We start from the raw sequence: 26,403 nt of genomic DNA, 5'->3' as shown, positions 1-26,403 counted from the left end.
TGCGCAAGCCGTGATGGAAATATGAAACGTCCGCCGCGCACGACAGTCGAGACAACTACGCCTGTAAACGTCTAGACGTTTAGATGAATAGATGCTCCAATGTCCACTCGCTGGATCAACAGGAAATCCGATGAGCCCGAGTTCCGTTCCGCCCTCTGCGCCGTTGCCTGCCGTGTCTTCGGCGGCGCGGCGCGCCTGGATGGCCGTGCTGGCCCGCACGCCGCGCGCCGACCTCGAAGCCGCGCTGCAGCGCGCGCTGCAAGGTCACCCTATCCCCGCCTACGACTGGCTGCGTCCCCCTGAAATCGGCCTCGCGATGGTGCGCGGGCGCATCGGCGGCAGCGGCGATCCGTTCAATCTCGGCGAAGCGACGGTCACGCGCGCCACGCTGCGCCTTCGTGCCAGCGGCGACGCCGAGGCCACCGTCGGCGTGGCCTGCCACTTGGGACGCGACCGCCGGCGCGCCGAACTTGCCGCGCTCGCCGATGCCTTGCTGCAGATGCCGGAGCATCACGACGGCCTGCATCGTCAATTGATCGAGCCGTTCGCCGCGCAACAGAAGGCACGGCGCGCGCAACAGCAGCAGGACGCCGCGGCGACGCGCGTCGAATTCTTTACGATGGTGCGAGGCGACTGATGGAACATTCACCGATTGCATTGTCCACCCTGACGCCGGGTTTCGCGGACCCGGTCCACGATACCCAGGCCGTGTTTCGCACGCTGCTCGACGCGTTGTCGCGGCCCGGCACGATCGGCGTGATCAGTGACGTGCTGCCCGAGTTGCGCAATACGCCGGTCGAACCCGCTGCATTCGCTGCGCTGCTGACGCTCTGCGACTACGCGACACCGGTCTGGCTCGCGCAGCCTGATACCGCGCTCGCGTCGGCGTTGCGTTTTCATACCGGCGCGCCGCTCGTCGATGCGCCCGGCGACGCCGCATTCGTCTATGTGCACGATGCCGACGCGTTGCCGTCGCTAGAAAGCTTCGCACCCGGCAATGCCGAGTCCCCCGAGCAATCGGCCACGCTGCTGATCCGCGTCGACGCGCTGACGGGCGGCGCCCCGGTCACGCTGAGCGGCCCCGGCATTCTGGAGACCCAAACGATTTCGCCGGCCGGTCTTCCCCCACGGTTCTGGCAAGAGCGCGCGATGCTCGCGCCGCTGTTTCCGTGCGGCATCGACTGTTATCTGGTTTGCGGCCCGCGCGTGATCGGCTTGCCGCGCGCAACTGAAGCGAAGGTGAACTGATGTACGTTGCCGTCAAAGGTGGAGAACGCGCGATCGAAGCGTCGTGGCGTCTGCTCGACAAAGCGCGCCGCGGCGATACGCGGATCGCCGAACTGAGCGTCGCGCAGATTCGCGAGCAGTTGCGGCTCGCGGTCGCGCGCGTAATGACCGAAGGTTCGGTCTACGACGAGGAGCTTGCCGCGCTCGCAATCAAGCAGGCGGCCGGCGATCTGGTCGAAGCGATCTTCCTGTTGCGCGCGTATCGCACCACGTTGCCGCGCTTCGGCTATACGCGCGCGATCGATACCGAAACGATGCAGGTCGAGCGGCGCATCTCGGCGACCTTCAAGGACTTGCCCGGTGGCCAGTTGCTCGGCGCGACCTACGACTACACGCAGCGTCTGCTCGATTTCGCGTTGCTCGCCGATGGCGACGACGCGCGGCAGCGCGTGACGCAAGGCAATGCGCCGCTCTCGCAAGAGCCGCCCGCGCCGGAAGCGATGCCGCGCGTTGTCTCGCTGCTCGACAAGGAAGGCCTGATCGAACAGGAGCGCCCAACACCGGATGGCGCGGAACCCGGCGATCTGTCGCGCGAACCGCTCGCGTTTCCGGCGAGCCGCGCGACGCGTCTGCAGAACCTCGCGCGCGGCGACGAAGGCTTTCTGCTCGCAATGGGCTATGCGACGCAACGCGGCTACGCGCATTCGCATCCGTTCGCCGGCGAGATTCGGTTCGGCACGATCGCGGTCGAAATGGACCTCGACGAACTCGGCGAAGCGGTCGACATCGGCGATATCGATGTCACCGAATGCCAGATGATCAACCAGTTCGCGGGCAGCAGCGCGGTGCCGCCCACCTTCACGCAGGGCTACGGTCTCGCGTTCGGCCACTCGGAGCGCAAGGCGATGGCGATGGCACTGGTCGATCGCGCGCTGCGTGCCGAAGAACTCGGCGAGACGCTCTCGTCGCCGACGCAGGACATCGAATTCATGCTGTCGCACAGCGATAACGTCGAGGCGTCGGGCTTCGTGCAGCACCTGAAGCTGCCGCACTACGTCGACTTCCAGGCGGAGCTGGAACTGGTGCGGCGCTTGCGCGCGCAGCACCACGGCAACGATGAATCAGGCAATGCCACCGACAAGGAGCAAGCAGCATGAACGCGCCCGACACCGCCGTTGCAAACACCTCATACGACAGCGCCGCGCACGGCTACAACTTCGCGTATCTCGACGAGCAGACCAAACGCATGCTGCGCCGCGCGCTGCTGAAGGCAGTCGCCGTGCCGGGCTACCAGGTGCCGTTCGCGTCGCGCGAAATGCCTCTGCCGTACGGCTGGGGCACCGGCGGCATCCAGGTGACGGCCGCGATCATCGGCAAGACGGACACGCTGAAAGTCATCGATCAGGGTTCCGACGAAACTACGAATGCCGTCAACATTCGCCGCTTCTTCGCGCGCACCACGGGCGTGGCGACCACGCGGCACACGAGCGAAGCGACGATCATCCAGACCCGGCACCGGATTCCCGAAACGCCGCTGACCGAGCGGCAGATCCTCGTCTATCAGGTGCCGATGCCCGAGCCGCTGTTCCGGCTCGAACCGCGCGTCGCCGAATGCAAGAAGCTGCACGCGCTCGCCGATTACGGGCTGATCAGCGTGAAGCTGTACGAGGACATCGTGCATCACGGCAGCATCGCGACCACGTATGACTACCCAGTGATCGTCAATCATCGCTATCTGACGTCGCCGTCGCCGATCCCGAAGTTCGACAATCCGAAGATGCATATGAACGCCGCGCTGCAACTGTTCGGCGCGGGCCGCGAGCGCCGCATCCACGCGATTCCGCCTTATACGCCGGTGCGCAGTCTCGACTTCGACGATCATCCGTTCGAAGTGCAGAAGTGGCAGCACGCGTGCGCGTTGTGCGGATCGAAGGAAAGCTTTCTCGACGAGATGATCGTCGACGACGCCGGCACGCGCATGTTTGTGTGCTCGGATAGCGACTACTGTCACGAGCGGCGCGGCGACGGCGAGATCGAACCGCAAGCACCACTGCCCCGCGCCGAACGCGAAGGAGAATCCGCATGACGCCGCTTCTGAGCGCCCGCGCGCTCACCAAACAATACGGCGGCCGCAACGGTTGCCGCAACGTGAGCTTCGATCTGTATCCCGGCGAGGTGCTGTGCATCGTCGGCGAATCGGGCTCGGGCAAGACCACGCTGCTCAACACGCTGGCGCTGAAGACCGAGGCCGATAGCGGCGCGCTGCACTACGCCGCGTCGCACGGCGACCTGCTCGATCTGCGCGCGCTGTCGGAGCCGCGCCGCCGTCTGCTGATGCGCACCGAATGGGGCTTCGTGCAGCAGAACCCGCGCGACGGCCTGCGCAGCGGCGTATCGGCCGGCGCCAATATCGGCGAGCCGTTAATGGCGGTCGGCGCGCGCCACTATGGCGAGATTCGCCGCACGGCCACGCAATGGATGGAGCGCGTCGAACTCGACCCAGCGCGCATCGACGAATTCCCCGCTGCGTTTTCGGGCGGTATGCAGCAACGTCTCCAGATTGCGCGCAATCTCGTCACCAGTCCGCGTCTGGTGTTCATGGACGAACCGACCGCCGGTCTCGACGTGTCCGTGCAGGCGCGTCTGCTCGATCTGCTGCGCACGCTGACGTCGACGCTGCATCTGTCGGTGCTGATCGTCACGCATGACATCGGCGTCGCGCGTCTGCTCGCACATCGGCTGATGGTGATGCAGGCGGGCGAAGTCGTCGAAGCGGGTCTGACCGACCAGGTGCTCGACGATCCGCAGCACCCTTATACGCAAACGCTGGTTTCCTCGGTTCTGCCGGTTTGAGGCTCACAATGCAATCCACTGAGGTAGTAATTGATGCGGGCAGCGCGGCACGTCACGCCGAGCGCGCTTTCGCCGACAACGCGGCGCTGATGCTGCGCGCCACCGGCATCGGCAAGACTTTCACGCTGCACGGCCAGGGCGGCGCGCGAATCGACGCGCTCGCGAACGTATCGCTCGAAGTCGAGCGCGGTGAATGCGTGGTGCTGGTCGGGCCGTCGGGCGCGGGCAAAAGCACGCTGCTGCGCTGCCTGTACGGCAACTATCTGGCGAGCACCGGCTCGATCGCGATTCGCGACACCAGCGATCAGGGCCGGCCCGTCACGATCACCGGTGCGGAACCGCGTGACGTGCTGCGTCTGCGCCGTAGCGTGGTCGGCTATGTGAGCCAGTTTTTGCGCGTGATTCCGCGCGTGCCGACGCTCGCGCTCGTCGCCGAGCCGCTCGTGCTGCACGGCATCGCAGAACCCAAAGCAAACGCGCGCGCCGCTGAATTGCTCGCGCGGCTCAACGTGCCGGAACGTCTGTGGTCGCTCGCGCCCGCGACGTTTTCGGGCGGCGAGCAGCAGCGCGTGAATATCGCGCGAGGTTTGATCGCCGAACATCCGCTGTTGCTGCTCGACGAACCGACCGCTTCGCTCGATGCCGAAAACCGCGACGTTGTGGCCGATCTGATCGTCGAGGCGCGCGAGCGCGGCGCGGCGATCGTTGGTATCTTTCACGACGAAGAGACCCGCAACAAGGTCGCGACGCGCCGCCTGGAATTGCGGCCGCCACTGCGGCATTAAATTGACACCAGTCCCGACTGACTACGGAGCAAGTCGATGTTGATCAGCAACGCTCGCATCGTGACGCGAGATGAAGAATTCATTGGCACCGTGCGCGTGGAGGACGGCGTGATTCGCGACGTCGAACGCGGCGCGAGTTCGGCGCGCAACGCCGAAGACTGGGACGGCGATTATCTGCTGCCCGGTCTGATCGAACTGCATACGGACAACCTCGAGAAGCACCTCGTGCCGCGTCCCGGCGTCGAGTGGAATACCGACGCGGCTTTCGTGATCCACGACGCGCAAGTGGCCGCGGCCGGCATCACGACGGTATTCGACGCGCTCGCGATCGGCTCGCGCTCGAGCGTTGGGCTGCGTAACCGCCACGTGCAAACGCAATGCGCGGAGTCGCTGCTGCGGCTGTCCACGCGTCGACTGCTGCGCGCCGAGCACTTTCTGCATCTGCGCTGCGAGATCGCGACCGCCGACGTGCTCGAGGTATTCGATTCGCTGTGCGCGCATCCGCTGTTGCGGCTCGCGTCGGTGATGGACCATACGCCGGGACAGCGCCAATGGCACGACCGCGAGCAATGGCGCCGCTTCCAGGAACGCAACGGCAAGATGAGCGACGAACGTGTCGCGAGCACGCTCGCCGAACTCGCGGTCGAACAGGAGCGTTACGCGGATGAGCATCGCCGCGAGATCGTCGCGCGGTGCCGGCGGCTCGGCATTCCGGTCGCGAGCCACGACGATACGCTGATCGAGCACGTCGAACAGGCGAAGGCCGAGGGCATCGTGCTCGCCGAATTCCCGACCACGCGCATCGCCGCGCAAGCCGCGCGCGAGCACGGCATCGCCACCATCATGGGCGCGCCGAACATCGTGCGCGGCGGCTCGCATTCGGGCAACGTGTCGGCGCTCGAACTCGCGCGCGCCGGTCTGCTCGACATTCTGTCGTCGGATTACGTGCCGTCGAGCTTGCTGACCGCGGTGTTCGATCTCGTCGAAAAAGCGGGCTGGTCGCTGCCGCGCGCGATGGCAACGGTCTCGGCCGAGCCGGCGCGCACCGCCGGTCTCACGGACCGCGGCGCGATCGAGCCGGGCTTGCGCGCGGATCTCGTGCGCGTGACGATGCTCGACAGGCTGCCGGTGCCGCGCGCGACTTATCGCGGCGGGGTGCGGATCGTTTGAGTGGGTCGCGTCACGCGGTGGGCTCCTCCTCGCACCCCTCGGTCGCATCGCGCGCGGCATGCGCCTGCGCGAGCTGCGCGTGGGCAAGCCGCGTCTGCTCGGCCTGTTCGTGGAGCCGCATGGCGAGCAGATCCTGATAGCGCAGATACGCGCAACGGCCACCCGATTTCGCCGCATACATCGCCGCATCGGCGTTCAGCAGCAGTTCCTCGGCATTGCCGCTGTCGTGCGGGAACTCGCTGATGCCGATGCTCGCGCCGACCGTCATGCTATTGCCGTCGACGCTCAGCGTTTCATTCAGCGCATCCATGATGTGCTCGGCGATATCGGGCGTGATCTGCGCCGCGCGCTGCCCTTCGATCAGCACGATGAATTCGTCGCCGCCGAGCCGCGCAACCACGTCCCCGGCACACAGCACGTCCTTCAGACGGCGCGCGACCGCGACCAGCACCTTGTCGCCAACGGAGTGCCCGAACTGATCGTTGATCTGCTTGAAGCGGTCGAGGTCGACGAACAGCACCGCGAGGCCTTCGCGACGGAACCTTGCCTCCTCGATCGCGTTCTCGAGCTTCTGCATGAACAGCATGCGGTTCGGCAAGCCGGTCAGCACGTCGTGCGAGGCCAGATGCACGAGCTCGCTCTGCTTGCTGTGCAGCGCATCCATCTGCCCGCGGATTTCACGGCGCAAACGCTCGAAGCAGCGCGCGAGCACGCCGATTTCGTCGGTGCGTTTGAGCGGCAACGTGTGCATCGCGTGTTCGGCGAACAGATGCGTCGCCGCATGCGCGAGCTGATGCAGCGGCTTGGTCAGCGCTCGCGCGAACAGAATGGCCAGCAGTACCGACAAAGCGCTGAACACCAGCACCATGCGAATGATCCGCGTGCCGAGCTGATTCGCGCCGCTCAGCACGTCTTCGAGCGGCTTCGCCAGACCGAGCACGATGAAGCGATTGCCCTCCGAATCGCCGAACGGCCGCCGCACGAACGCGAGCACGCGCCCGTGCGCCTCATCGGGCCGCGCGAGACCATTGACGAGCACTTCGCTGCGCCGCTGCTCGAACAGCTGCCTCGTGACCGGAAAGCTGTCCTGCATCAGCACGCGCCGGCCGCGGTCGAAACCGAAGGTCTTCGACGCGTCGGGATGGACCAGGAAGTCGCCCCACTCGTTCGCCAGATAGACCTGGTAGTCGCTCGGCAGATCGCTCTGCAAACGCCGCAGCATGCCGGCCAGATCGACGTCGATCACCACGACGCCGACCACGGTGCCGCGCGCATCCGCGATCGGCGTGCCCAGACGCAGCGTCGGCCTGCCTTGCGCGGCATGCGTGCCGTATTCGTGATTGATCGAAATCGGCGAGGTGTAGATGCGTCCCGCCGAAAATGCGAGCGTTTCGAATACGTAGGGAAACTGAGCTTTTTCCTGTAAATCGTCACCCTGTACACGCACGAGGCCGTCGCTGTCGCGATCGAAACGGATCAGCTCGAGCCCGTGATGCTGCCGCGTGATCAGCCGCACCTGCAGATACTCCGGGTGGTGCAGCATGAAGCTCGAATACACCTGCGCGAGCCGCTCGCGGCCCTGGTTCGGGCCGATGCCGTCGTCGGTCTGCGCGACGCTCACCGATGACGGCATCGTCGCCAGCACGAGCGCGTCCGCCGCGACGTCGTCGATCGACACGGCGATGCGCTGGCCGAGCAGCTCCGTCGAAGTCTGCAGGCTACGCTCCGCTTCGTTGACCAGCATCGTGCGATTCGCGCGATACGCGTAATAGCCGGTCGCGCCCGACGCCAGCACGCCGATGCACGCGAGCAGCACGGATAGCTTGAAGGTCAGGCCGCGATGCAGCATCAGAAGCGCTCCGAACGGTCGCCCGACACGATGCGGGTCCACAATCGCTCGCGGCGGTCGATATCCTCGACCGGACTGATCCAGACGATGTGCGCATCGGGGTTGCCTTCGGCCGGCTCGGTCAGCGTATTCGCGAGCCCCTGGCGCTGCGTCAGCAGCGCGCTCACGCTCGGCTCGAGCATGTAGTTGATCCACGCGAGCGCGAGCGGCTGGTCGCTCGCCGCGCGCGTCATCGACCAGCAATCGAGCCACGCGAGCGCGCCTTCGTCCGGAATCACATAGCCGACGTCGGCGCCCGCGCGCCGCAGCAACTGCACCTGCTGCGTGCCGTAGTTGCCGAACATCAGCGCGACCTTGTGCTGGATGAAGAACGCGGTCGCCTCCTCGGGCAGCGTGTAGTAGGTCAGCAGATTGCGGCGCAGATCGACGAGCTTGTGCGCGATCGTGCGCAACTGCGCGGGGTCGAGCTGAAACGGATGCGGATAGCCGAGCGCGAGCGCGGTGAACGAGAAGTTGTGCTGCGCGCTATTGAAGTCGAGCACCTTGCCGCGATAGCGCGGGTTCCACAGTTCGAGCATCGAATGCGGCGCCACCGGAATCTGCTTGCGATCGTAGATGAGGCCCATCGACGAATAGGTGAACGGAATCGCGTAGACCTTGCCCGCCGACGTCAAGCCGCCGATCGAGCCGAGCGCCTGGAAACGCGGCAACTGCTTCTTCGTATTGGGCAGACTCGCGAGATCGAGCGGCGCAAGCAGATCAGCCTGCGTATAACGACGGATTTCGGCGGTGTTGGCGGCGAGTACGTCGAAAGGCGGCTCGTTTTTGCTGTGCATCTGCGCCCACAGCGCCTCGTCGGAATCGACGAGCGTAACCTCGACCTTCGCTCCGTAGCGTGCTTCGAACGCCTTCACGACATCCGGGTCCGCGTAGCCGGGCCATGCGAGGACGTGCAGCACTTTGTCGGCAGCCGCGGCGGGCGTGGCCAAGGCAAAACCCGCGCACAGCAGTGCGCCTGTCAGTACCCGCAACGCGCGGGGCAAAACGTCGCACCAAAATCCGGATACGCCAATCGATGTAAATCCCGATGTAATTCTCGACAAAAAGCCGACATAAAAACGGCGCTGCAATAATGCCGCGCGAACGCGCGTGCCGACGCTCGCGATTTGTCGCTTGAAAGTCTGTTTACAACAGCCTGTTTGATCCGCCTTGAACGACATCGTGCGCATGAATAACACCGTTGAGCAGAAAGGCCTTTTGATCTAGCGCAAATGCGCGGCATTTGAATCTTCACGGCTGTCCGACGATTTGCTTCGATGCGATCCGCGCCTGCGCGGGCGGTCGGCGTCCTACGCATGGAGCATCGATGATAGCGCCAAAAGCCTCGGTTTTCGCACAGCCTCGAAACGGCCGCGCAAAAATATCGGCGCTGGTAATAGCGTGTAAGCCAATGGTCGCGAGGCCGCTGTTAATTAACGGCAGATTCAGCCGCGAGCTTTAACGATATCCACGTTTCAAACTCGCGTTTCAAACCGGTTTTCGGCGAACTCGCAAGAAAATCGCCGTATATTCAGGTCGGTCACGTACGCCGGCCCACCGTATTGCCGCTCCTGCATTGCACCCGTGTTACGCAAACCCCACCAACGGTGTACGATCCGGTCACATCGGCTTGGGCGCACGCGTCGCTCTAGAGGGCCTCCTCCTGCGCCATCCGGTGTTTTACTAGCTTCCCAATATTTTTGAACTGATAAGCTTGGCGCGCGTTGCAGGCCACCCCGGCTTGCATCCTGACCAGATGCCCGTTTGCGAGTCGCGCCGGGCGTCCCGAGGCGGCACAACCGCCGAGGGCGAAATTGAACTACACCGAGGAGTAAGAACAGTGAAAAAACTGCTAGCGGCTTTGACGGTTGCCTTGATTGCCACCGTCTCCATTGGCGCACACGCTAAAGATTGGTCGACGATCCGTTTTGGCGTTGATGCCAGCTATCCCCCGTTCGAGTCGAAAGGCGCAGACGGCAAGCTCGTTGGCTTCGATATCGACCTCGGCAACGAAATCTGCAAGCGCGTCGGTGCGAAGTGCGTGTGGGTGGAAAACGACTTCGACGGCATGATCCCGGCACTGAAGGCGAAGAAGTTCGACGGCGTGCTGTCGTCGATGTCGATGACGCCGCAACGCGCCGAGCAGGTCGCTTTCTCGTCGAAGCTGTTCAACACGCCGACGCGCCTCGTCGCGAAGCAGGGCTCGGGCATCCTGCCGACCGCTGAATCGCTGAAGGGCAAGTCGGTTGGCGTCGAACAGGGCACGATCCAGGAAACCTACGCGAAGACCTACTGGGAACCGAAGGGCGCGAAAGTCGTGCCGTATCAGAACCAGGACCAGGTCTACGCCGATCTGATCTCGGGCCGTCTCGACGCAGCGCTGCAAGACGCGGTGCAGGCTGAGCAGGGCTTCCTGAAGACGCCGCGCGGTGCAGGCTTCGCGTTCGTCGGCCAGAACCTCGACGATCCGAAGATCCTCGGCAACGGCGCCGGCATCGGCATGCGCAAGGAAGACACCGATCTGAAAGCGAAGGTCGACAAGGCGATCGCCGACATGATCAAGGACGGCACCTACAAGAAGATCGAGAAGAAGTACTTCGACTTCGACGTGTACGGCAGCTAAATTGCCCACGCGCGCCGCACGGCGCGCCGGCAGCTTGTCCGAAACGGGCTCCGCGATGCGGAGCCCGTTTTGTTTTGCGGCTCCACATCTAGCCACATGAAGCCACATCGTGCGGCATATCGGCTAAGATCGTGCAACACGCGGTCGTCGGGAGACAGGTGGCCGCAGTCCGCGCACGCGGACCTCGCGCGCGGCCCGCGCGCACCTTTCCCCTTGCAATCAACAACCTAGCGCGGCTGCTTCGAACAGGCCGCGAAGTCAAAACCATGCAAACCCAGACCCATCCGCTGATTGCCCCGTCGCTTGGCACCGCCCGTGAACTGACGAGTTTCCACTACGGTTCCGGCGGCGGCCAGAAAATCTATATCCAGTCGTCGCTGCACGCGGACGAACTGCCCGGCATGCTGGTGTCGTGGTCGCTGCGCCGCAAGCTGGCCGCGCTCGAAGCCGCGGGCAAGCTGCGCGGCGAAGTCGTGGTCGTGCCGGTGCCCAATCCGATCGGCCTGAACCAGCATCTGCTCGGCCAGATGCTCGGGCGCTTCGAAACCGGCAGCGCGCAGAACTTCAACCGCAACTTCTACGACCTCGCCGAACTCGTGCTGCCGACCATCGAGTCGCGTCTGACCAGCGACATCGATGAGAACCGCGCCGCCATCCGCGCGGCGATGCGCGAAGCGCTCGACGCGCAGAAGCCGACCACCGAACTCGGCTCGCAACGCCTCGCGCTGCAAAAGCTTTCGTACGACGCCGACGTCGTGCTCGATCTGCATTGCGACTGGGAAGCCGCGATGCACCTGTATACCAATCCGGACCTGTGGCCCGAAGTCGAACCGCTCGCGCGCTACATCGATGCGAAGGCGTCGCTGCTCGCGCTGAACTCGGTCGGCAATCCGTTCGACGAGATCCACAGCTTCTGCTGGTCGGATCTGCGCGGCCGTTTCGGCGAGCGCTTCCCGATCCCGAACGGCGGCATCTCGGTCACGATCGAGCTGCGCGGCCAGCGCGACGTGTCGTACCAGTACGCGGAAAAAGACGCGCAGGCCATCATCGAGTATCTGACCCTGCGCGGCGTGGTCGACGGCGAACCGGCGCCGCTGCCGCCGCTCGAATTCGCGGCGACGCCGCTCGCGGGCGCCGAGCCGCTCGTCGCGCCGATCAGCGGCGTGCTCGTGTATCGCTGCCCGGTCGGCACGTGGGTGGACGCGGACCAGGAAATCGCCGACATCGTCGATCCGTTGACGGACCGCGTCGTCACGATCAAAAACACCGTGGCCGGCGTGTTGTATGCGCGGCATCTGGCGCGTTTCGCGACGGCCGGCCTCGAGTTCGCGCGCATCGCCGGCGCGACGCCGTTCCGCAGCGGCTCGTTGCTGAGCAACTGACGCCAAAACCGCTGCGACCGCCGATGCCGTCGCAGCCGGCCATGTAACTGAATTTTCACGCAGCAGCCGAAGGAACCGATCGCCCGCCGCCCGGCGGGTGATCCGCTGCCACACGCCCCGCTTCGCTCCTAGGGTCAATCGACCGGCCCCGCCACCGACGCTCCCGCCCCCCGATGCACACGCGAAGTGTCGCGCCCGCACGACACCGTGGAAATAATTTTTCACTGTCACATACCTTACTCAGCGTTCCCTTAAATTGCCGGCCATCGCGCGACGTTGCCGCAGAGCAGCGCGTCGCGATTGCCAAAATTCGCTAACTCGGAGAAGTATGTTGAACAAGAAAATCCTGACCGCCGCTACGGTTGCCGCATTCGCCTCCGCCGCTCACGCACAAAGCAGCGTCACGCTGTACGGCCTGATCGACGCCGGTATCAGCTACGTGAACAACTCGAAGACGTCCACCGGCCATAGCAGCCTGACCAAGTACGACGACGGCGTCGCACAAGGCAGCCGTTGGGGCCTGCGTGGCACGGAAGACCTCGGCAACGGCCTGAAGGCGCTGTTCGTGCTGGAAAACGGCTTCAACAGCGGTAACGGCACCGCCGGCCAGGGCGGCGCGATGTTCGGCCGCCAGGCCTATGTCGGTGTGTCGCAGAACAACATCGGCTCGCTGACGTTCGGCCGCCAGTACTCGTTCTCGACCGACTACCTCGGCTCGAACTACTCGACCGGCGGCCTGACCGTCGCGGGTAACTACGCTTACCACATCAACGACGTCGACCAGCTCACGTCGAGCCGTATCAACAACTCGGTCAAGTTCAGCAGCGCGAACTTCTCGGGCCTGACCTTCGGCGCGATGTACGGCTTCTCGAACATGGCGGGCGGCTTTGCCGGCACGCCGGGTACGGGCACGTCGGCTGCACCGGTCGCGGGTTCGTCGCGCGCTTACAGCTTCGGCGCGAACTATGCGAACGGCCCGTTCGGCATCGGCGCAGCGTACACGGACATCCGTTACCCGGGCCAGGCATCGCCGGCCTTCTCGACTTCGCTGGCTAACGTGAGCTTCCCGTCGCTCGGCACCGGCCAGATCCAGGATCTGCGCTCGTTCGGCGTTGGCGGCCGCTACGCATTCGGCCCGGCGACGCTGTGGGCCCTGTACACGAACACGCGCCTCGCCCCGATCTCGGGCGGCTCGACCACGTTCGCAGCCTACGAAGCAGGCGCGAAGTACGCGGTCACGCCGGCGATCACGGCAGGCGCGGGCTACACGTACATGCATCTGAGCGGCGCTAACGTCGGTCACTGGAACCAGGTGAACCTGAGCGGCGACTACGCGCTGTCGAAGCGCACGGACGTCTACTTGCTGGGCATCTATCAAATCGCATCGGGCCACAACGCCGCAAGTGGCGACCTGCAGGCACAGATCGGTTCGAGCACGAGCTACTTCAGCACGTCGGGCGTCGGCGCCGACAACCAGCTCGCGTTCCGCGTCGGTATGCGTCACAAGTTCTAAGTAGACGGTTCGCGGTGGGGAACCCGTGTTCCCTGCCTGGCTGAATCGATGGAAAGCGCCCTACGGGGCGCTTTTGCTTTTTGCCGTGCGAAATCAGTCGAGCAACGCCGGATTCGACGCAGGCTGCGCGCTTTGCCTTTTCGGCAACGATATCTGCCAAATATTGTAATTGTCTATAAATATCGGCCACCGCAACATCGGGTCACACGCTTCGATCCCGCGCCCGCCCCGCTCACGCGACACTGCCAGCGCGCCTCCCAACGCCGCCAGAGGACTTCGATATGAGCATGGACTCCGCCACCACCGCCGACGCGCTCGCGCGGCACACCTCGCGCTCGAGCGTATCGCGGCTGATTCTCGCGACCTCGATCGGCAACGCGCTGGAGTTCTACGATCTGGTCGTGTACGGCTACTTCGCGGCCGTGCTGTCGCGAACGTTTTTTCCGGTGCACGACCGCACCGTGTCGCTGCTGCTCACGCTCGGCACCTTCGCGCTGTCGTATCTCGCGCGACCGATCGGCGCGCTCGCGCTCGGCTCATTCAGCGACCGCAAAGGCCGCAAGGCATCGCTGACGCTATCGATTGCAATGATGACGCTCGGCACCGGCATGATCGCGCTGATGCCGTCGTATGCGGCGATCGGCGTGCTCGCGCCGATCGGCGTATTCGCGTCGCGGCTGTTGCAGGGATTCTCGGCGGGCGGCGAGTTCGGCAGCTCGACCGCGTTTCTGATCGAACATGCGCCGGAGCGCAAAGGCTTCATGGCAAGCTGGCAGTTCTCGAGCCAGGGCGCGAGCACGCTGCTCGCGTCGCTGTTCGGCGCGGTGTTGACGAGCACGCTGAGCACCGCGCAACTCGAAGGCTGGGGCTGGCGCATTCCGTTCCTGTTCGGCCTGCTGATTGGTCCGGTCGGGCTGTACATTCGCCGCCGCATCGACGAAACGCCGGAGTTCGAGCGCGCGGAAAAATCCGCCGCGCCGGTGCGAGAACTGCTCGCGACGCAAAAGGAACAAGTGCTCGTGTCGATCGGCGCGCTCGTGCTGACCACCACGGCCAACTACATGCTGCTCTACATGCCGACCTATGCGGCGCGGCAACTCGGGCTCGCGCCGTCTTCGGGTTTCATCGCGACGCTCGCGGCCGGTCTGATCATGATGGTGCTCACGCCGATCGTCGGTCATCTGTCCGACAAGGTGGGCCGCGTGCGCATCATGCTCTGCGCCGGCGTGCTGTTCTTCGCGACCGTCTACCCGGCCTTCATGCTGATGAACGCGCATCCGTCGCTCGGCTCGTTGCTGGCCGCGGTCACGTGGGTCGCGATACTGAAGGCGAGCTACTTCGCGCCGATTCCGGCCATGATGTCCGAACTGTTCCCAACCCGCACGCGCACGACCGGCATGGCGTTCGGCTACAACATCGGCACCACCGTGTTCGGCGGCTTCACGCCGCTCGCGGTCGCCGCGCTGATCGCGGCAACCGGCAATAACCTCGCACCCGGCCTCTATCTGATGCTCGCGGCCGTGCTCAGCCTTTTCACCGTGATGTGGGCACGCCTGCGGCTGCACGCACGCTGAGTCTCTGCCCAGCGAGCTTCGTTGAACCGACAGGACCTTATCCATGCAAGACCGTTTGCAGCAAGCCGTGCAGTTCGCGGTGGATCATGAATCGCTTTGGGACCGCCATGTGGGTGGCGCATGGGGTGTGCACCTGAACGACCCGCCGCCATGGAACAAGCTGCTCGGTCCCGTGCATGATCGCGGACCGGTATCGGGTGCGATCGCTGTCGACGGCCGCGTGCTGACGAGCTGGGGCGAACCGGATCGGGCCGATCTGACCTTCAGCGTCGCGAAGATGTACCTCGCGCTGCTCGCCGGCGTCGCGCACGATCGCGGGTTGTTGCCCGACGTCGACGAGCCGGTGCGCGTGCGCGTGCCCAACATCGGCTTCGACGACGAACACAACGCGCCGATCACCTGGGCGCATCTGCTGCAGCAAACCAGCGAATGGCGCGGCACTTACTTCGGTTTGTCGGATCAGGCGGATCACTACCGAGCGGTCAATTTCGCCGCGCCGCCCGATGGCAAGAAAGGCGACCCGCGTCCGCTGCAACGGCCGGGCAGCTACTGGGAATACAACGACGTCCGCATCAACCAGCTCTCGCTCGCGCTGCTGCATCTGTTCCGTCAGCCGCTGCCCGAGGTGTTTCGCGAAGCGATCATGCGGCCAACGGGTGCGAGCGAAAACTGGCAATGGGTCGGCTACGACGACGCATGGGTCGAAATCGACGGGCGACGCATGCAGTCGGTGCCGGGCGGTACGCACTGGGGCGGCGGCATGTCGGTCAGCGCGAACGATCAGTTGAAGGTCGCGCAGATGCTGCTCGATGACGGCGTCGCGAACGGCCAGCGCGTGCTGTCGTCCGAATGGATCGCGCGCATGCGCACCCCGTGCGCGATCGCGCCGTTCTATGGCTACCTCGTGTGGCTCAACACCGGGCGCAAGGTGTTCCCGAACGTGCCGGAGTCGAGCTATTTCGGCATCGGCGCGGGCAGTTCGTTCACGTGGGTCGAACCGGAGCGGCGCATGACGGTGGTCGTGCGCTGGCTGAATCCGGCCTCGGCCAACGAGTTTTTCGGGCTGGTGCTCGACGCGGTCGATAACCTCGGCCGATAGCCACGAATCAAAAAAATGCGGGCGATGCACGCATGCATCGCCCGCATGGTCATCGGTCGAGCCGTTACGGTTGCAACGGCAGATCAGCGCGTCAGTGCGAATGCCGCGGCACCGCGGAGCCTCGACAACCGACGAGGAAGTCGAGGTCGCACCCCTCATCGGCCTGCAACACGTGATCGATATACAGGCGCCGGTACCCGCCACCTTCCGGCGGCTCGGGCGGCACATGCTTCGCGAGACGGCGCTCGAGCTCCGCGTCGCTGATATCGAGGTGCAGCGTGCCCGCGTCGCAATCGAGCTCGATCCAGTCGCCGTCCTGCACCGCGGCGAGCGGGCCGCCGGCCGCCGCTTCCGGCGTCACGTGCAGCACCACGGTGCCGTATGCGGTGCCGCTCATGCGCGCATCGGAAATGCGCACCATGTCCTTCACGCCCTGCTTCAGCAGTTTCGGCGGCAGGCCCATGTTGCCGACTTCGGCCATGCCCGGATAACCCTTCGGCCCGCAGTTCTTCATCACCAGCACCGAGTTCGCATCGACGTCGAGCGTTTCGTCGACGATGCGCGACTTGTAGTGCTCGAAGTTCTCGAACACGACCGCGCGTCCGCGATGCTTGAGCAACTCGGGCGTCGCCGCCGACGGCTTCAGCACCGCGCCGCGCGGCGCGAGATTGCCGCGCAGCACACGAATGCCGCCATCGGCGACGAGCGGCTTGTCGAGCGGACGGATCACTTCGTCGTTGGTGTTGGGCGCGTCCTTCACGTTGTCCCACAGCGACTTGCCGTTGACCGTCAACGCGTCCGGATGCGGCAGCAGGTTCGCTTCGCCGAGCCGGCGCAGCACGGCCGGCAGACCGCCCGCGTAATAGAACTCTTCCATCAGGAAGCGGCCCGACGGCATCAGGTCGACGATCGTCGGCGTGTCGCGGCCGATGCGCACCCAGTCGTCGAGTTCCAGATCGATACCGATGCGCCCCGCGATCGCCTTCAGATGAATCACCGCATTGGTCGAGCCGCCGATCGCCGCATTGACGCGAATCGCGTTGGCGAACGCCTCGCGCGTGAGGATCTTCGACAGCTTCAGGTCTTCGAGCGCCATCTCGACGATGCGGATGCCCGACATATGCGCGAGCACGTAGCGGCGCGAGTCGACCGCGGGAATCGCCGCGTTGTGCGGCAGCGACGTGCCGAGCGCTTCGGCCATGCACGCCATCGTCGACGCGGTGCCCATCGTGTTGCAGGTGCCCGCCGAGCGCGACATGCCCGCCTCGGCTGACAGAAACTGATGCAGGTCGATCTCGCCGGCCTTCAGCGATTCGTGCAGCTGCCACACGGCGGTGCCAGAGCCGATGTTCTTGCCGTCGAGCTTGCCGTTCAGCATCGGGCCGCCGGTCACGACGATCGCCGGCACGTCGCAGCTCGCCGCGCCCATCAAGAGCGCGGGGGTCGTCTTGTCGCAGCCGGTCAACAGCACCACCGCGTCGATCGGATTGCCGCGGATCGCCTCCTCGACATCCATCGCCGCGAGATTGCGCGTGAGCATCGCGGTCGGACGCAGATTCGATTCGCCGTTCGAAAACACCGGGAACTCGACCGGGAAGCCACCTGCTTCGTAGATGCCGCGCTTCACGTGCTCGGCGAGCTTGCGAAAGTGCGCGTTGCACGGTGTCAGCTCGGACCACGTGTTGCAAATACCGATCACAGGGCGCCCGTCGAACTCGTGGTCCGGGATGCCCTGATTCTTCATCCAGCTTCGATACATGAAGCCGTTCTTGTCAGCCGTGCCGAACCATTCGGCCGAGCGCAATTTCCGCTTTTTTTCCGACATGCTAGGTCCTTGATGCATGCGCCGGGACCCTCACCGGCATATTTGACTGAAGCGGCCCACCCGGCGCCACGGCGCAAGGCTGCCGCTCAATGTCCAGGGATGGTGAAGTGTACGGAGCGGGTTGATATCTTTCCAATTATATTTTGGGCGATATTGATATCAGTTCTGGTATCGATCCGCCGGGGCTGGCGGCGCGCCGGGGTCGGCGAGCAGACCGTGCCGGCTTCAGGCCTCGCCGGCCGCCTGCTTACGGCCGGCTTTCGGTAATGCGCCGCGCGTGTTCTTCTTCAGATGACTTTGGTTATAGTCGATCGCGGCGCGGATCAGCGCTTTCAGTGCGCGCTCGTCGACCTCGTCGCGCTCGAAGAAGTCGATCGCGCGCCGCGCGTTGCCTTCGAGGCCCGCGTTGAACAAACCGTCCGGATCGGCCAGGCCCGCCCCATGCGCGAAGGTCAGCTTGACCTTACCCTTGTGCGCGTTGGCGACCGCGATCATGCCGTCGCGCGACCAGACTGGGCTACCCATCCACTTGAATTCCTCGACGATCGCCGGGTCGGCCGCCAGCACGCATTGACGGATGCGAGCGAAGGTCGCGCCGCGCCAGTCGGTGAGTCCTGCGATCAGTTCGTCGATACGTTCGGATGCGTTCATCGGAGTGTGGCCCTCGCAAACGGAGAAACGATCCAGTCATTGATAATCTTCGCCTGGATTTGCGGTTGGCGCACGGCCGATCCGCGTAGTTTCACACCTTGCCCGCGGGCTGCAGCATCGGATACGTGAAGAAGAAAAAGTGGACCACGTTCAGCCCGAAATGTGCGAGCACCGCCGCAGATAATCCGCCGAAGCGATACGTAAGCCCATAGCCGATGCCCGCCACACCTCCGAGCACGATCCACTGCCATCCGCCCGCGCCATGTGCGAGCCCGAACAGCGCGGCCGCCACGCATAGCGCGAGCAGGTCCGCCCTTTGCCAGCGCGCGAAGAGTCGCGTGAGACCGCCTTGCAGATAGCCGCGAAACAACGCCTCTTCAGTCAGCGTGACGAGAAAGAGATTGTTCACCAACCACAGCACGCTGTCGGCGGGCCGCTTCGGCGCCGATCCGACGATCCCCAGCGACAACGCAACGGCCATGCAGGCCGCGACCGTGACCAGCCAACCGGCGACGCCGGCGACTAACCACGTGCGCAGCGCGTGCGAAGGCCGGATCCACGGCAAGGCGAGCAACAGCCAGAAGCCGATCAGCGGCTTGTCGAAATTGAGGTACATCGTGAAGGGCACGGCATCCGGCGTGAAATGCACGGGGCCGATCACGCGCGGGTTATGAAAGCCTGGCAGCCAATGCAGGCTGAGCGCAATTGCGAGCGCGACGAATAGCAGATGACCAGCGTATCGAACGTAACGCGGGCGAGTTGGCGACACCGCGTACGCGGCCACGCCGAGCAGCCCAATGGCGACGCTCGCCAAGGGGCCGAGCTGCCCGGTCGCCAACGCCGTGCCGTATCCGATCACGAGCAGGCCGACGCCGAGCCAGCGAAACGTGCTGGCCCACGTTGCCGGCGCGGCGAGAAAAATCGCGATCCACGGTAGTGCGAACATAGATAGGCTCGAAGTCAGGCTTGCAGTGATTGCTGTCTTTGCGTGCGAGCGTGACTCTAGCATTCAAGTATCGCTGGACCGCGAGAACCGCCGTGCCCGTACGTTGGCGAACGCCGTTTCTCCGAGCGACGATTCGCAGGCGCTACTCGTCTTGCTTCCGAAATGCGGCCTCGCCGGCATCCGACACCTCGACCCACTTCGGATCGGGTGCCGCGCCGGGGACGTACATGTCGTTCCAGTTCCACCACTTGTACGGCCGGCTCTGTGGGTAGCCTTCCGGCGAATCCTCCCACGTCTCCTGACGCCCGAGCGCCGTCATGTCGAGGTAACTCCAGACCGTGCCCATCGCCTCGTCGCCACGCCCGTTAATCAAGTATGTTCGGAACACGCGCTCGCCGTCCCGGATGAACGCGTTGTGGCCGTGCCATTCGTCCACGCCGAAGTCGGCGTCGAAACTGTCGGTGATCGTGTACCAGGGAATCATCTCCCAGCCCATCCGGGCCTTCAGCCGCGCGATGTCGGCTTGCGGTGCGCGGGACGCGTACACGAGGGTCGTGTCGCGAGCGTGCAAATGCGCAAGGTGGGAGACCTGATCGGCCCCCAGCGAGCAGCCAATGCACGCATGCTCTGGCCATCCGTGCACGCCGGGCTCGAAAAAGGCGCGATAAATGACCAGCTGACGGCGGCCTTCGAAGAGATCGAGCAGGCTCACTTTGCCTTGCGGCCCGTCGAACGCATACGTTTTTTCCACGGCAAGCCATGGCATCCGACGCCGCTCGGCGGCCAGCGCGTCGCGGGCACGTGTCAAGGCTTTCTCCTTGACGAGCAACTGCTCGCGCGCGGCCTCCCACTCTTGCCGCGACACAACCGGCGGCGTCTTCATCGCAGGCTGTCCATCTTTCCCACTCTTCTCAGGTGACTTGTTCGTCGTCATCGCAACCTCCGGGTTAGAGCGATGTCCTGTGCGTTCGGGTCGGAAGGCGATTCGCTCACCTTGCATCGCTCGCTGTTGATGAAGGTTCAGTTTACGCCGCCGGTCATCGACTGATGGGAGTGACAAATGTGACGCGATTCCGGATTCACGGTGGGCCAAACCCGGCTGTCTGTTTCTAATGTAATCTGCCTCAACGACCATGACGTCCCACGAATCATTCGCCCACCACCTGGAGGTGACGATGAGCGCGATCCATGAGGTCTACCCCTATCTGCGCGTGCGCAATGCCGCGCAGGCGATTGAGTTCTACGCACAGGCATTCGGCGGCGTCGAACAGTTTCGCCTGACCGAACCGGGCGGCCGCATCGGCCATGCCGAAGTGAAGATCGGTCCCGCCATCGTGATGCTGTCCGATGAATATCCAAAGCACGATATGCTCGGCCCGAGCGGCGACAGCCGGCCGGGCGTGCTGCTGCATATCCACTGCGACGACGTCGACCAGCTATTCGCACAAGCGGTCAAAGCGGGCGCAACCGTGGTCCTCCCGCTAACCGATCATTTTTATGGCGAGCGCTCCGCGACCGTGCGCGATCCGTTCGGCCACGAATGGCAGCTCGGCGCGCAGATCGAAGCGCTCACGCCTGAAGAGATGCAGCGCCGTTACACGGCGCTGTTCGACAACTAGCGGGTTGTGACAGTGGGCTGCTCGCGCTTGGCCCCCCGATTGCGTGAGCTCTTTTTACTGCCCGCCGAACGGCTTTTGCACGGTGAGCTTGTTGGTCACCGAAGTCACGCCCGGAACGCCCTTCGCGATCTCCGCGACCTGATTGATCTGGGAAGCGTCGGTGACCGTGCCGCTCAGCGTCACCGCACCGCCCTTTGCGATGACGCTGATATTGCCGGCGCTGATCTCCTTGTGCTTGCCGATCGCGGCATACACCTGCCGACGCAGCGCGCGATTCGCTTGCCTCGGGCTGACGGGAGCGGCTGCGCTGGCTGACATCGCGGGCGCACCCGAAGCTGCGCTGGCCGTCTGACCCGACTGCGACCATGCGCTGCCCGACGCGGCCAGAATCAATGTGGCAATCGCCAACGCGCGTGCCTGAATGCTTTTCATCGAATACTCCAGTTGTTATAGATGACGTAATCAGAAGTTGTGGCGGATGCCGACCATGGCCGCCGTGGTGGACACGCCAGGCGCAACCGGCGCGCCATAGATGATGGTCTGGTTCATGGTCCCCTTGTTGGCCACATAACCCACCTGCGCGTATGCCTTGGTGCGCTGGGACAGGTTGTATTCCGCACCCACCGCGAATTCGCTCGAATGGTTCGCCGAGTTGTTCTTGTCTTTCAGGTAGTAGTACCCCGACGTGACCTTGAAACGCGGATTGAACTGGTAGCCAAGGCCCCCCGAAATCATTTCGAAGTCCGCGGTGTTGCTATGCGCCGGGTTCTTGCCTGCGCCGTACGAGGCCGACACCGAAAATCCGGCGATCGTGTACATCGCACCGAAATAGTAGAAACGGTTGTTCGCCAGCCCGGTCGCAGGGATGGCGGGTGCCGCCGGGTACGTGATCGGGAACGGGTTGGTATCGTGGCCGTTGTAATACACCGCGGACAGATTCAGACCGTAGTTCGAATACCTGGCCACGGCAGACTCGCGCGTGCCGCCCTGGAAATGACCGGCGACGCCGCCCGGCGCGTACTCGAGCGCAAGCGACGCGCCGTGGAATTTCGGCGAGTTATAGACGAGCGCGTTGCTGTCGTACAGCGCGCCGATCGGCGCGTTCGTGCTCGTACCCGGCCAGCCGGCCGCCTGATTGATGCCCAGCCACGCGGTCAGAATACTGCCGAAATACTGCGCGCCGCGCACGTCGGTTTCCGCCATCGCGTAGATCATCGGAATGATCTGCCGGCCGGCGTCGAAGGTACCGAAGGGCCCGGACACGCCGATCGTCGCGAACTGGTTGAAGATCGCGGTGGTGCCCGGCGTATCGGACAGACCGAACTTGCCGTTCGTGGAGTTGAATACGCCCTGCAGCTTGAAATTGACCTTATAGCCGCCGCCGATGTCCTCGCTGCCTTTCAAACCCCAGAAGCTCGCATAGATACCGCCGTCCTTCAGCTGATAAATCTTGCCCGTGTTCGGCGCGTGCGGCAGGAAGGTGGCCGCCGACGTGCTCTGATACAGGAAGCCCGTATCGATCACGCCATAAAGCGTCACTGACGACTGCGCATGAGCTGCGGTGGCGAAAATGGCCAACACGATAGCGCTGCATGTCTTTAACTTCATTGTGTCTCCTTCGCGTACCGGCGGTGGCGCCAAAGCCCATGCTGCGGTCGCTTCAATCGATTGGTGATTTTGTGTGCGCCGGGCGTACCCGGCCGCGTTGTTGCGTGAATCGAACTGCGTTGCTGCGCAAGCCGTGCGTCAGGGCAGGTAGTAGTTCCCGTATTGATCGCGTAACTGGTTCTTCAGCACCTTGCCCGTTGCGCCGATAGGCACCGTGTCGACGAACACCACGGCATCGGGGGTCCACCAGCGCGCGACCCGCCCGTTGAAGAAGGACAGCAGTTCGTCGCCGGCCAGCTCGCTGCCCGGCTTTTTCACGACCAGCAGCAGCGGCCGTTCGTCCCACTTCGGATGCCGTGCTGCGATACACACTGCCGTCGCGACTTCCGGATGCAGATACGCGACGTTTTCGATGGCCGCCGAACTGATCCATTCGCCGCCCGACTTGATCACGTCCTTGCTGCGATCGGTGATCTGCATGAAGCCGTGCCGGTCGATGGTCGCGATGTCGCCGGTCGGAAACCAGCCGTCGCACAGCGGCGACTCGACGTCGGCGCCGAAATACTGTTGCGTGACCCAGTGGCCGCGCACCTGCAGATCGCCAGCGCTATCGCCGTCCCACGGCAATTCATTGCCGTGCGTGCCGACGATCCGCATATCGATGCCGAACAGCGCACGTCCCTGCTTCGCCTGCACCTGGTACTGCTCGTCCATCGGCAGCGACTGCTGATGCGCCTTGAAGCTACAGACCGTGCCGATCGGGCTCAATTCGGTCATGCCCCACGCGTGCAGCACCTCGACCCGATGGCGCTTCTGGAACGCTTCGGTCATCGCGGTCGGACACGGCGCGCCGCCGATCACCGTGCGTCGCATCGACGAGAAGGTGCCGCCCATCGCATCGACATGCGTGAGGAGTCCCTGCCACACGGTCGGCACCCCGGCCGACAGTGTCACGTGTTCCGTTTCGATCAGTTCATAGAGCGACTTGCCGTCGAGCGCCGGACCCGGAAACACCAGCTTCGCGCCGACCATGCACGCGATATAGGGCAGTCCCCACGCGTTCACATGGAACATCGGCACGACCGGCAGGATCACGTCGCGCGCGGAACAGTTCAGCGCATCGGGCAGCGCCGCCGCGTAGGTGTGCAGCACGGTAGAGCGATGGCTGTACAGCACGCCTTTCGGATTGCCGGTGGTGCCCGACGTGTAGCACAGCGACGACGCGCTGTTTTCGTCGAGCAGCGGCCATTCAAAGACGTCGTCGTGCAGCTCGAGCAGGTCTTCGTAGCACATCAGCATGCCGCCCAGCTCGTCCGCTTGCGGCATGTGCGCGCGATCGGTCATCGCCACGAATACCTTCGGGCTCTTCACCCGGGGCGCGACGCTCTCGATCAGCGGCAGAAACGTCAGGTCGAAGAACACCACGCGATCTTGCGCATGCTCGATGATGTATTCGAGCTGGTCGACGTGCAGTCGCGGGTTCAGCGTATGCAGCACCGACCCGGAGCCCGACACCGCGAAGTACAGTTCCATGTGGCGATAGCCGTTCCACGCGAGCGTCGCGACCCGCTCGCCCTGGCCGACGCCGAGCGTTGCCAGCGCGTTGGCCATGCGGCGCGCGCGCTGCGCGAGGTGCCGATACGAATAACGATGGATGTCTCCTTCCACGCGTCGCGACACGATCTCCTGTTCGCCGTGATGGCGCTCCGCGTGCGTGAGCAGCGCGGAAACCAGCAGCGACTGCTGCATCATCAAGCCTTGCATTTTTCCGTCTCCTGATTGGTGGTGGCGTCTCGAATCTCGCCTACCCGGCCTTACGTTGCCGCGCTGCCCGCTCGCTCATGCGAGGGCGTCGCGTTCGGCTCGTCGAGACTCACCACCACCTTTGAATCCACTATTTCGACCGGGAAGGTCGTCACACTCAATCCGCCTGCTCCCGCCATGCAGCCGGTGCGCACGTCGAAGCGCAGACCGTGCGCCGGACAGCGCAACATGCAGCCTTCCAGCTGACCGCCCGAAAGCGCGGCCCCGTTGTGCGGACAGGTGTTGTCGATGGCGTGAAGCGTGCCTGCGATGTTGAACAGCACGATGCTGCGGCCATCGATGAAGGCCAGCTTGCGCTGGCCCGGCGCGAGTTCACCGGCGACACCCACCTCGATCCGACGCGACATCCCAGGCTCCTTCTGATCCGGCGCCGGCCGCGTCACATCAGCACCAGCCGGCGAATCAGCGTCTCCGCCATCGGCCATTCGCCAAAGCCCGAAGCGGGATTGAGGTGCCCGACTTCGCCGAGATCGACGAGGCGGCTGCCCCAGTCCTGCGCCATTTCCTGCACCCGCTCGAACCGTGCGAGCGGATCGTTGCGGCTCGCGCCGACGATGCTCGGAAACGGCAGACGCTTGCGCGGAATCGGCAGCCAGCCGTGCTGCTCGAGCGTATCCAGCTCCGGATAGCCCGCCGGCATCGGCGTCTCGAGGTCCGCCGGCGCCGCGAGCAGCGCACCGTGAATCTCGCGCTGGTGCCGCGCCGCCCACTGCACGGTGATCATCACACCCGCGCTATGCGCGACCAGAATGACCGGGCCGTCGATTCTCGCGAGCGCGGCATCGAGCGCCGCAACCCGTGCCTCGCAACTGAGCTTGTCGTGCTCGAGCGGCGGCACCGACAGCGCTTTCGGCAGCCGTTGCTGCAACAGGGTTTGCCAATGCTCGGCGACGTGGTCGCGCAAACCCGGGACCATCAGAATGGTCGGTTTCAATTCGTAATTCATGGGAAGCTACTTACTGGTTCAGTACGGCTTGTCGCCGATAATGCCGGCGCGTTCCATCTTGCGATGGCACGGCGGGTAATCCATCACCGCATAGTGCTGCGTGCTGCGGTTGTCCCAGATCGCGATGCTGTTCTTCTGCCAGCGCCAGCGCACCTGGTACTCGGGGATGTACGCCTGGCTGATCAGATAGCGCAGCAGATCGCCCGCGCCCGGATTCGCGTCCTGACCGAAGCGCACCCGCTCCGGCGTATGAAAGTTCGTGAAATGGCTCGTGAAAGCGCTCACAAACAGCACCTTCTCTTCCGTTTCCGGATGCGTGCGCACGACCGGATGCTCCGCGTCCGGAAACTGCGCCTTCAACGCCAGACGCTTTTCGATCGGCATCGCCGCACCAAAGCTCGCCTCGATGCTGTGGCGCGCGCGCAGGTCCGCGATCTGCGTCTTCACGTACGCCGGCAGATTCTCGTAGGCGAGGACCATGTTCGCCCACATCGTGTCGCCACCGACGGGCGGACATTCCACGCAACGCAGCACGGCACCGAACTGCGGGTTTTCGCGCCACGTGGCGTCGGCATGCCACGCGTTTTCGTAACGGTCGTTGGGCTGGTCCGGGGTCTTGTAGATACGCACGAGGCCCGGATTTTCCGGATCGCTGCCCGCGACCGGATGGTCTTCCAGTTCGCCGAAGCGGCGCGCGAACGCCACGTGTTCGGCGCGCGTGATGTCCTGGTCGCGCAGGAACAGCACCCGGTGCTTCAGCAGCGCGGAGCGGATCTCCGCAAACAGGCCGTCGTCATGGATCGCATGAGCGAGATTCACGCCGGTCAGTTCCGCGCCGATCGAGTACGTCAGTTGTTCGACTCGCATGGC

The 26,403-nt window shown here is 64.3% G+C and carries 25 protein-coding genes; 13 read left to right on the top strand and 12 right to left on the bottom strand.

The window, feature by feature from the left end:
• Nucleotides 1-130 precede the first annotated feature (130 nt).
• From phnG to QFZ94_RS12755, 7 genes are read left to right on the top strand one after another with little or no spacing between them, the layout of a single operon-like run.
• The gene (gene phnG, locus QFZ94_RS12785; RefSeq protein ID WP_429457275.1) at nt 131-637 is read left to right on the top strand and encodes a phosphonate C-P lyase system protein PhnG; all 507 of its coding nucleotides are present in this window, start codon (nt 131-133) and stop codon (nt 635-637) included.
• Nucleotides 637-1,248 carry a phosphonate C-P lyase system protein PhnH gene (gene phnH, locus QFZ94_RS12780; RefSeq protein ID WP_410850344.1) on the top strand — a complete coding sequence of 204 codons (612 nt, stop codon included), beginning with the start codon at nt 637-639 and terminating at the stop codon, nt 1,246-1,248. The genes phnG and phnH overlap by 1 nt, the downstream gene beginning before the upstream one ends.
• A complete protein-coding gene (locus QFZ94_RS12775; RefSeq protein WP_429457272.1) occupies nt 1,248-2,384 on the top strand; it encodes a carbon-phosphorus lyase complex subunit PhnI in 1,137 nt (378 codons plus the stop codon). Before phnH ends, QFZ94_RS12775 begins: the two co-directional genes overlap by 1 nt.
• On the top strand, nt 2,381-3,313 hold the full coding sequence (locus QFZ94_RS12770; RefSeq protein ID WP_184227340.1) for an alpha-D-ribose 1-methylphosphonate 5-phosphate C-P-lyase PhnJ: 933 nt from the start codon (nt 2,381-2,383) through the stop codon (nt 3,311-3,313). The genes QFZ94_RS12775 and QFZ94_RS12770 overlap by 4 nt, the downstream gene beginning before the upstream one ends.
• Entirely contained in the window at nt 3,310-4,080 is a 771-nt protein-coding gene (gene phnK / locus QFZ94_RS12765) for a phosphonate C-P lyase system protein PhnK (protein WP_429457270.1), read from the top strand. The genes QFZ94_RS12770 and phnK overlap by 4 nt, the downstream gene beginning before the upstream one ends.
• Before the next feature lie 8 nt (nt 4,081-4,088).
• Nucleotides 4,089-4,865 carry a phosphonate C-P lyase system protein PhnL gene (gene phnL / locus QFZ94_RS12760; RefSeq protein WP_368587122.1) on the top strand — a complete coding sequence of 259 codons (777 nt, stop codon included), beginning with the start codon at nt 4,089-4,091 and terminating at the stop codon, nt 4,863-4,865.
• Between the two features lie 36 nt (nt 4,866-4,901).
• Nucleotides 4,902-6,035, top strand: coding sequence for an alpha-D-ribose 1-methylphosphonate 5-triphosphate diphosphatase (locus QFZ94_RS12755; RefSeq protein WP_368587123.1), 1,134 nt, complete (start codon nt 4,902-4,904; stop codon nt 6,033-6,035).
• Nucleotides 6,036-6,045: 10 nt separating this feature from the next.
• On the opposite strand, the gene QFZ94_RS12750 is transcribed toward QFZ94_RS12755, so the two are convergent.
• Both QFZ94_RS12750 and QFZ94_RS12745 read right to left on the bottom strand, forming a co-directional pair.
• The gene (locus tag QFZ94_RS12750) at nt 6,046-7,884 is read right to left on the bottom strand and encodes a diguanylate cyclase domain-containing protein (RefSeq protein ID WP_368587124.1); all 1,839 of its coding nucleotides are present in this window, start codon (nt 7,882-7,884) and stop codon (nt 6,046-6,048) included.
• Nucleotides 7,884-9,113: an extracellular solute-binding protein gene (locus tag QFZ94_RS12745; protein WP_429457267.1), complete on the bottom strand. Its 1,230-nt coding sequence runs from the start codon at nt 9,111-9,113 to the stop codon at nt 7,884-7,886. The genes QFZ94_RS12750 and QFZ94_RS12745 overlap by 1 nt, the downstream gene beginning before the upstream one ends.
• Nucleotides 9,114-9,763: 650 nt before the next feature.
• On the opposite strand from QFZ94_RS12745, the gene QFZ94_RS12740 reads away from it, so the two are divergent.
• The 5 genes from QFZ94_RS12740 to QFZ94_RS12720 all read left to right on the top strand — a co-directional run bounded on the left by QFZ94_RS12740 (nt 9,764) and on the right by QFZ94_RS12720 (nt 16,114).
• Nucleotides 9,764-10,546 carry an ABC transporter substrate-binding protein gene (locus tag QFZ94_RS12740; protein ID WP_013091296.1) on the top strand — a complete coding sequence of 261 codons (783 nt, stop codon included), beginning with the start codon at nt 9,764-9,766 and terminating at the stop codon, nt 10,544-10,546.
• 266 nt (nt 10,547-10,812) lie between these two features.
• Nucleotides 10,813-11,928, top strand: coding sequence for a succinylglutamate desuccinylase/aspartoacylase family protein (locus QFZ94_RS12735; RefSeq protein WP_368587126.1), 1,116 nt, complete (start codon nt 10,813-10,815; stop codon nt 11,926-11,928).
• Nucleotides 11,929-12,259: 331 nt separating this feature from the next.
• On the top strand, nt 12,260-13,441 hold the full coding sequence (locus QFZ94_RS12730) for a porin (RefSeq protein ID WP_429457264.1): 1,182 nt from the start codon (nt 12,260-12,262) through the stop codon (nt 13,439-13,441).
• Between the two features lie 281 nt (nt 13,442-13,722).
• Nucleotides 13,723-15,015, top strand: a complete 1,293-nt coding sequence (locus tag QFZ94_RS12725) for an MFS transporter (protein WP_368587127.1) — start codon at nt 13,723-13,725, stop codon at nt 15,013-15,015.
• Between the two features lie 43 nt (nt 15,016-15,058).
• On the top strand, nt 15,059-16,114 hold the full coding sequence (locus QFZ94_RS12720; RefSeq protein WP_429457262.1) for a serine hydrolase domain-containing protein: 1,056 nt from the start codon (nt 15,059-15,061) through the stop codon (nt 16,112-16,114).
• 91 nt (nt 16,115-16,205) lie between these two features.
• Here QFZ94_RS12720 and QFZ94_RS12715 read toward each other — a convergent pair whose 3' ends face one another.
• The 4 genes from QFZ94_RS12715 to QFZ94_RS12700 form a co-directional block, all read right to left on the bottom strand.
• The gene (locus tag QFZ94_RS12715) at nt 16,206-17,939 is read right to left on the bottom strand and encodes an IlvD/Edd family dehydratase (RefSeq protein WP_368587129.1); all 1,734 of its coding nucleotides are present in this window, start codon (nt 17,937-17,939) and stop codon (nt 16,206-16,208) included.
• Between the two features lie 225 nt (nt 17,940-18,164).
• Complete coding sequence (locus QFZ94_RS12710) at nt 18,165-18,590, bottom strand: DUF1801 domain-containing protein (RefSeq protein ID WP_429457260.1); 426 nt, start codon at nt 18,588-18,590, stop codon at nt 18,165-18,167.
• A 91-nt stretch (nt 18,591-18,681) separates the two neighbouring features.
• On the bottom strand, nt 18,682-19,536 hold the full coding sequence (locus QFZ94_RS12705) for a CPBP family intramembrane glutamic endopeptidase (protein WP_429457258.1): 855 nt from the start codon (nt 19,534-19,536) through the stop codon (nt 18,682-18,684).
• A 142-nt stretch (nt 19,537-19,678) separates the two neighbouring features.
• A complete protein-coding gene (locus QFZ94_RS12700; RefSeq protein ID WP_429457256.1) occupies nt 19,679-20,470 on the bottom strand; it encodes a DUF899 domain-containing protein in 792 nt (263 codons plus the stop codon).
• 241 nt (nt 20,471-20,711) lie between these two features.
• On the opposite strand from QFZ94_RS12700, the gene QFZ94_RS12695 reads away from it, so the two are divergent.
• On the top strand, nt 20,712-21,155 hold the full coding sequence (locus QFZ94_RS12695; protein WP_429457254.1) for a VOC family protein: 444 nt from the start codon (nt 20,712-20,714) through the stop codon (nt 21,153-21,155).
• 54 nt (nt 21,156-21,209) lie between these two features.
• On the opposite strand, the gene QFZ94_RS12690 is transcribed toward QFZ94_RS12695, so the two are convergent.
• The 6 genes from QFZ94_RS12690 to QFZ94_RS12665 form a co-directional block, all read right to left on the bottom strand.
• The gene (locus QFZ94_RS12690) at nt 21,210-21,587 is read right to left on the bottom strand and encodes a BON domain-containing protein (protein WP_410850332.1); all 378 of its coding nucleotides are present in this window, start codon (nt 21,585-21,587) and stop codon (nt 21,210-21,212) included.
• A gap of 30 nt (nt 21,588-21,617) precedes the next feature.
• Entirely contained in the window at nt 21,618-22,763 is a 1,146-nt protein-coding gene (locus tag QFZ94_RS12685) for a porin (protein WP_429457252.1), read from the bottom strand.
• 138 nt (nt 22,764-22,901) lie between these two features.
• Entirely contained in the window at nt 22,902-24,527 is a 1,626-nt protein-coding gene (locus tag QFZ94_RS12680) for a 3-(methylthio)propionyl-CoA ligase (protein ID WP_368587135.1), read from the bottom strand.
• Nucleotides 24,528-24,577: 50 nt separating this feature from the next.
• Complete coding sequence (locus QFZ94_RS12675; protein WP_429457250.1) at nt 24,578-24,934, bottom strand: Rieske (2Fe-2S) protein; 357 nt, start codon at nt 24,932-24,934, stop codon at nt 24,578-24,580.
• A 32-nt stretch (nt 24,935-24,966) separates the two neighbouring features.
• Entirely contained in the window at nt 24,967-25,533 is a 567-nt protein-coding gene (locus QFZ94_RS12670) for an RBBP9/YdeN family alpha/beta hydrolase (protein WP_410850329.1), read from the bottom strand.
• 18 nt (nt 25,534-25,551) lie between these two features.
• The gene (locus QFZ94_RS12665; RefSeq protein WP_368587138.1) at nt 25,552-26,400 is read right to left on the bottom strand and encodes a TauD/TfdA dioxygenase family protein; all 849 of its coding nucleotides are present in this window, start codon (nt 26,398-26,400) and stop codon (nt 25,552-25,554) included.
• Nucleotides 26,401-26,403: the final 3 nt, after the last annotated feature.

The sequence above is a fragment of the Paraburkholderia sp. JPY465 genome (assembly GCF_050436725.1).
Lineage (GTDB): Bacteria > Pseudomonadota > Gammaproteobacteria > Burkholderiales > Burkholderiaceae > Paraburkholderia > Paraburkholderia youngii.
This window is presented reverse-complemented; position numbering and strand designations above follow the sequence as displayed.

What these genes read in the sequence shown, in the direction of transcription:
- QFZ94_RS12725 (WP_368587127.1), top strand. Translation starts at nt 13,723, where the DNA reads ATGAGCATGGACTCCGCCACCACCGCCGACGCGCTCGCGCGGCACACC.
- QFZ94_RS12715 (WP_368587129.1), bottom strand. Translation starts at nt 17,939, where the DNA reads ATGTCGGAAAAAAAGCGGAAATTGCGCTCGGCCGAATGGTTCGGCACG.
- QFZ94_RS12745 (WP_429457267.1), bottom strand. Translation starts at nt 9,113, where the DNA reads ATGCGCACGATGTCGTTCAAGGCGGATCAAACAGGCTGTTGTAAACAG.
- phnL (WP_368587122.1), top strand. Translation starts at nt 4,089, where the DNA reads ATGCAATCCACTGAGGTAGTAATTGATGCGGGCAGCGCGGCACGTCAC.
- QFZ94_RS12670 (WP_410850329.1), bottom strand. Translation starts at nt 25,533, where the DNA reads ATGAATTACGAATTGAAACCGACCATTCTGATGGTCCCGGGTTTGCGC.
- QFZ94_RS12680 (WP_368587135.1), bottom strand. Translation starts at nt 24,527, where the DNA reads ATGCAAGGCTTGATGATGCAGCAGTCGCTGCTGGTTTCCGCGCTGCTC.
- QFZ94_RS12750 (WP_368587124.1), bottom strand. Translation starts at nt 7,884, where the DNA reads ATGCTGCATCGCGGCCTGACCTTCAAGCTATCCGTGCTGCTCGCGTGC.
- QFZ94_RS12720 (WP_429457262.1), top strand. Translation starts at nt 15,059, where the DNA reads ATGCAAGACCGTTTGCAGCAAGCCGTGCAGTTCGCGGTGGATCATGAA.
- QFZ94_RS12755 (WP_368587123.1), top strand. Translation starts at nt 4,902, where the DNA reads ATGTTGATCAGCAACGCTCGCATCGTGACGCGAGATGAAGAATTCATT.
- QFZ94_RS12705 (WP_429457258.1), bottom strand. Translation starts at nt 19,536, where the DNA reads ATGTTCGCACTACCGTGGATCGCGATTTTTCTCGCCGCGCCGGCAACG.
- QFZ94_RS12700 (WP_429457256.1), bottom strand. Translation starts at nt 20,470, where the DNA reads ATGACGACGAACAAGTCACCTGAGAAGAGTGGGAAAGATGGACAGCCT.
- QFZ94_RS12685 (WP_429457252.1), bottom strand. Translation starts at nt 22,763, where the DNA reads ATGAAGTTAAAGACATGCAGCGCTATCGTGTTGGCCATTTTCGCCACC.
- phnG (WP_429457275.1), top strand. Translation starts at nt 131, where the DNA reads ATGAGCCCGAGTTCCGTTCCGCCCTCTGCGCCGTTGCCTGCCGTGTCT.
- QFZ94_RS12695 (WP_429457254.1), top strand. Translation starts at nt 20,712, where the DNA reads ATGAGCGCGATCCATGAGGTCTACCCCTATCTGCGCGTGCGCAATGCC.
- QFZ94_RS12675 (WP_429457250.1), bottom strand. Translation starts at nt 24,934, where the DNA reads ATGTCGCGTCGGATCGAGGTGGGTGTCGCCGGTGAACTCGCGCCGGGC.
- QFZ94_RS12690 (WP_410850332.1), bottom strand. Translation starts at nt 21,587, where the DNA reads ATGAAAAGCATTCAGGCACGCGCGTTGGCGATTGCCACATTGATTCTG.
- QFZ94_RS12735 (WP_368587126.1), top strand. Translation starts at nt 10,813, where the DNA reads ATGCAAACCCAGACCCATCCGCTGATTGCCCCGTCGCTTGGCACCGCC.
- QFZ94_RS12665 (WP_368587138.1), bottom strand. Translation starts at nt 26,400, where the DNA reads ATGCGAGTCGAACAACTGACGTACTCGATCGGCGCGGAACTGACCGGC.
- QFZ94_RS12770 (WP_184227340.1), top strand. Translation starts at nt 2,381, where the DNA reads ATGAACGCGCCCGACACCGCCGTTGCAAACACCTCATACGACAGCGCC.
- QFZ94_RS12775 (WP_429457272.1), top strand. Translation starts at nt 1,248, where the DNA reads ATGTACGTTGCCGTCAAAGGTGGAGAACGCGCGATCGAAGCGTCGTGG.
- phnH (WP_410850344.1), top strand. Translation starts at nt 637, where the DNA reads ATGGAACATTCACCGATTGCATTGTCCACCCTGACGCCGGGTTTCGCG.
- QFZ94_RS12710 (WP_429457260.1), bottom strand. Translation starts at nt 18,590, where the DNA reads ATGAACGCATCCGAACGTATCGACGAACTGATCGCAGGACTCACCGAC.
- phnK (WP_429457270.1), top strand. Translation starts at nt 3,310, where the DNA reads ATGACGCCGCTTCTGAGCGCCCGCGCGCTCACCAAACAATACGGCGGC.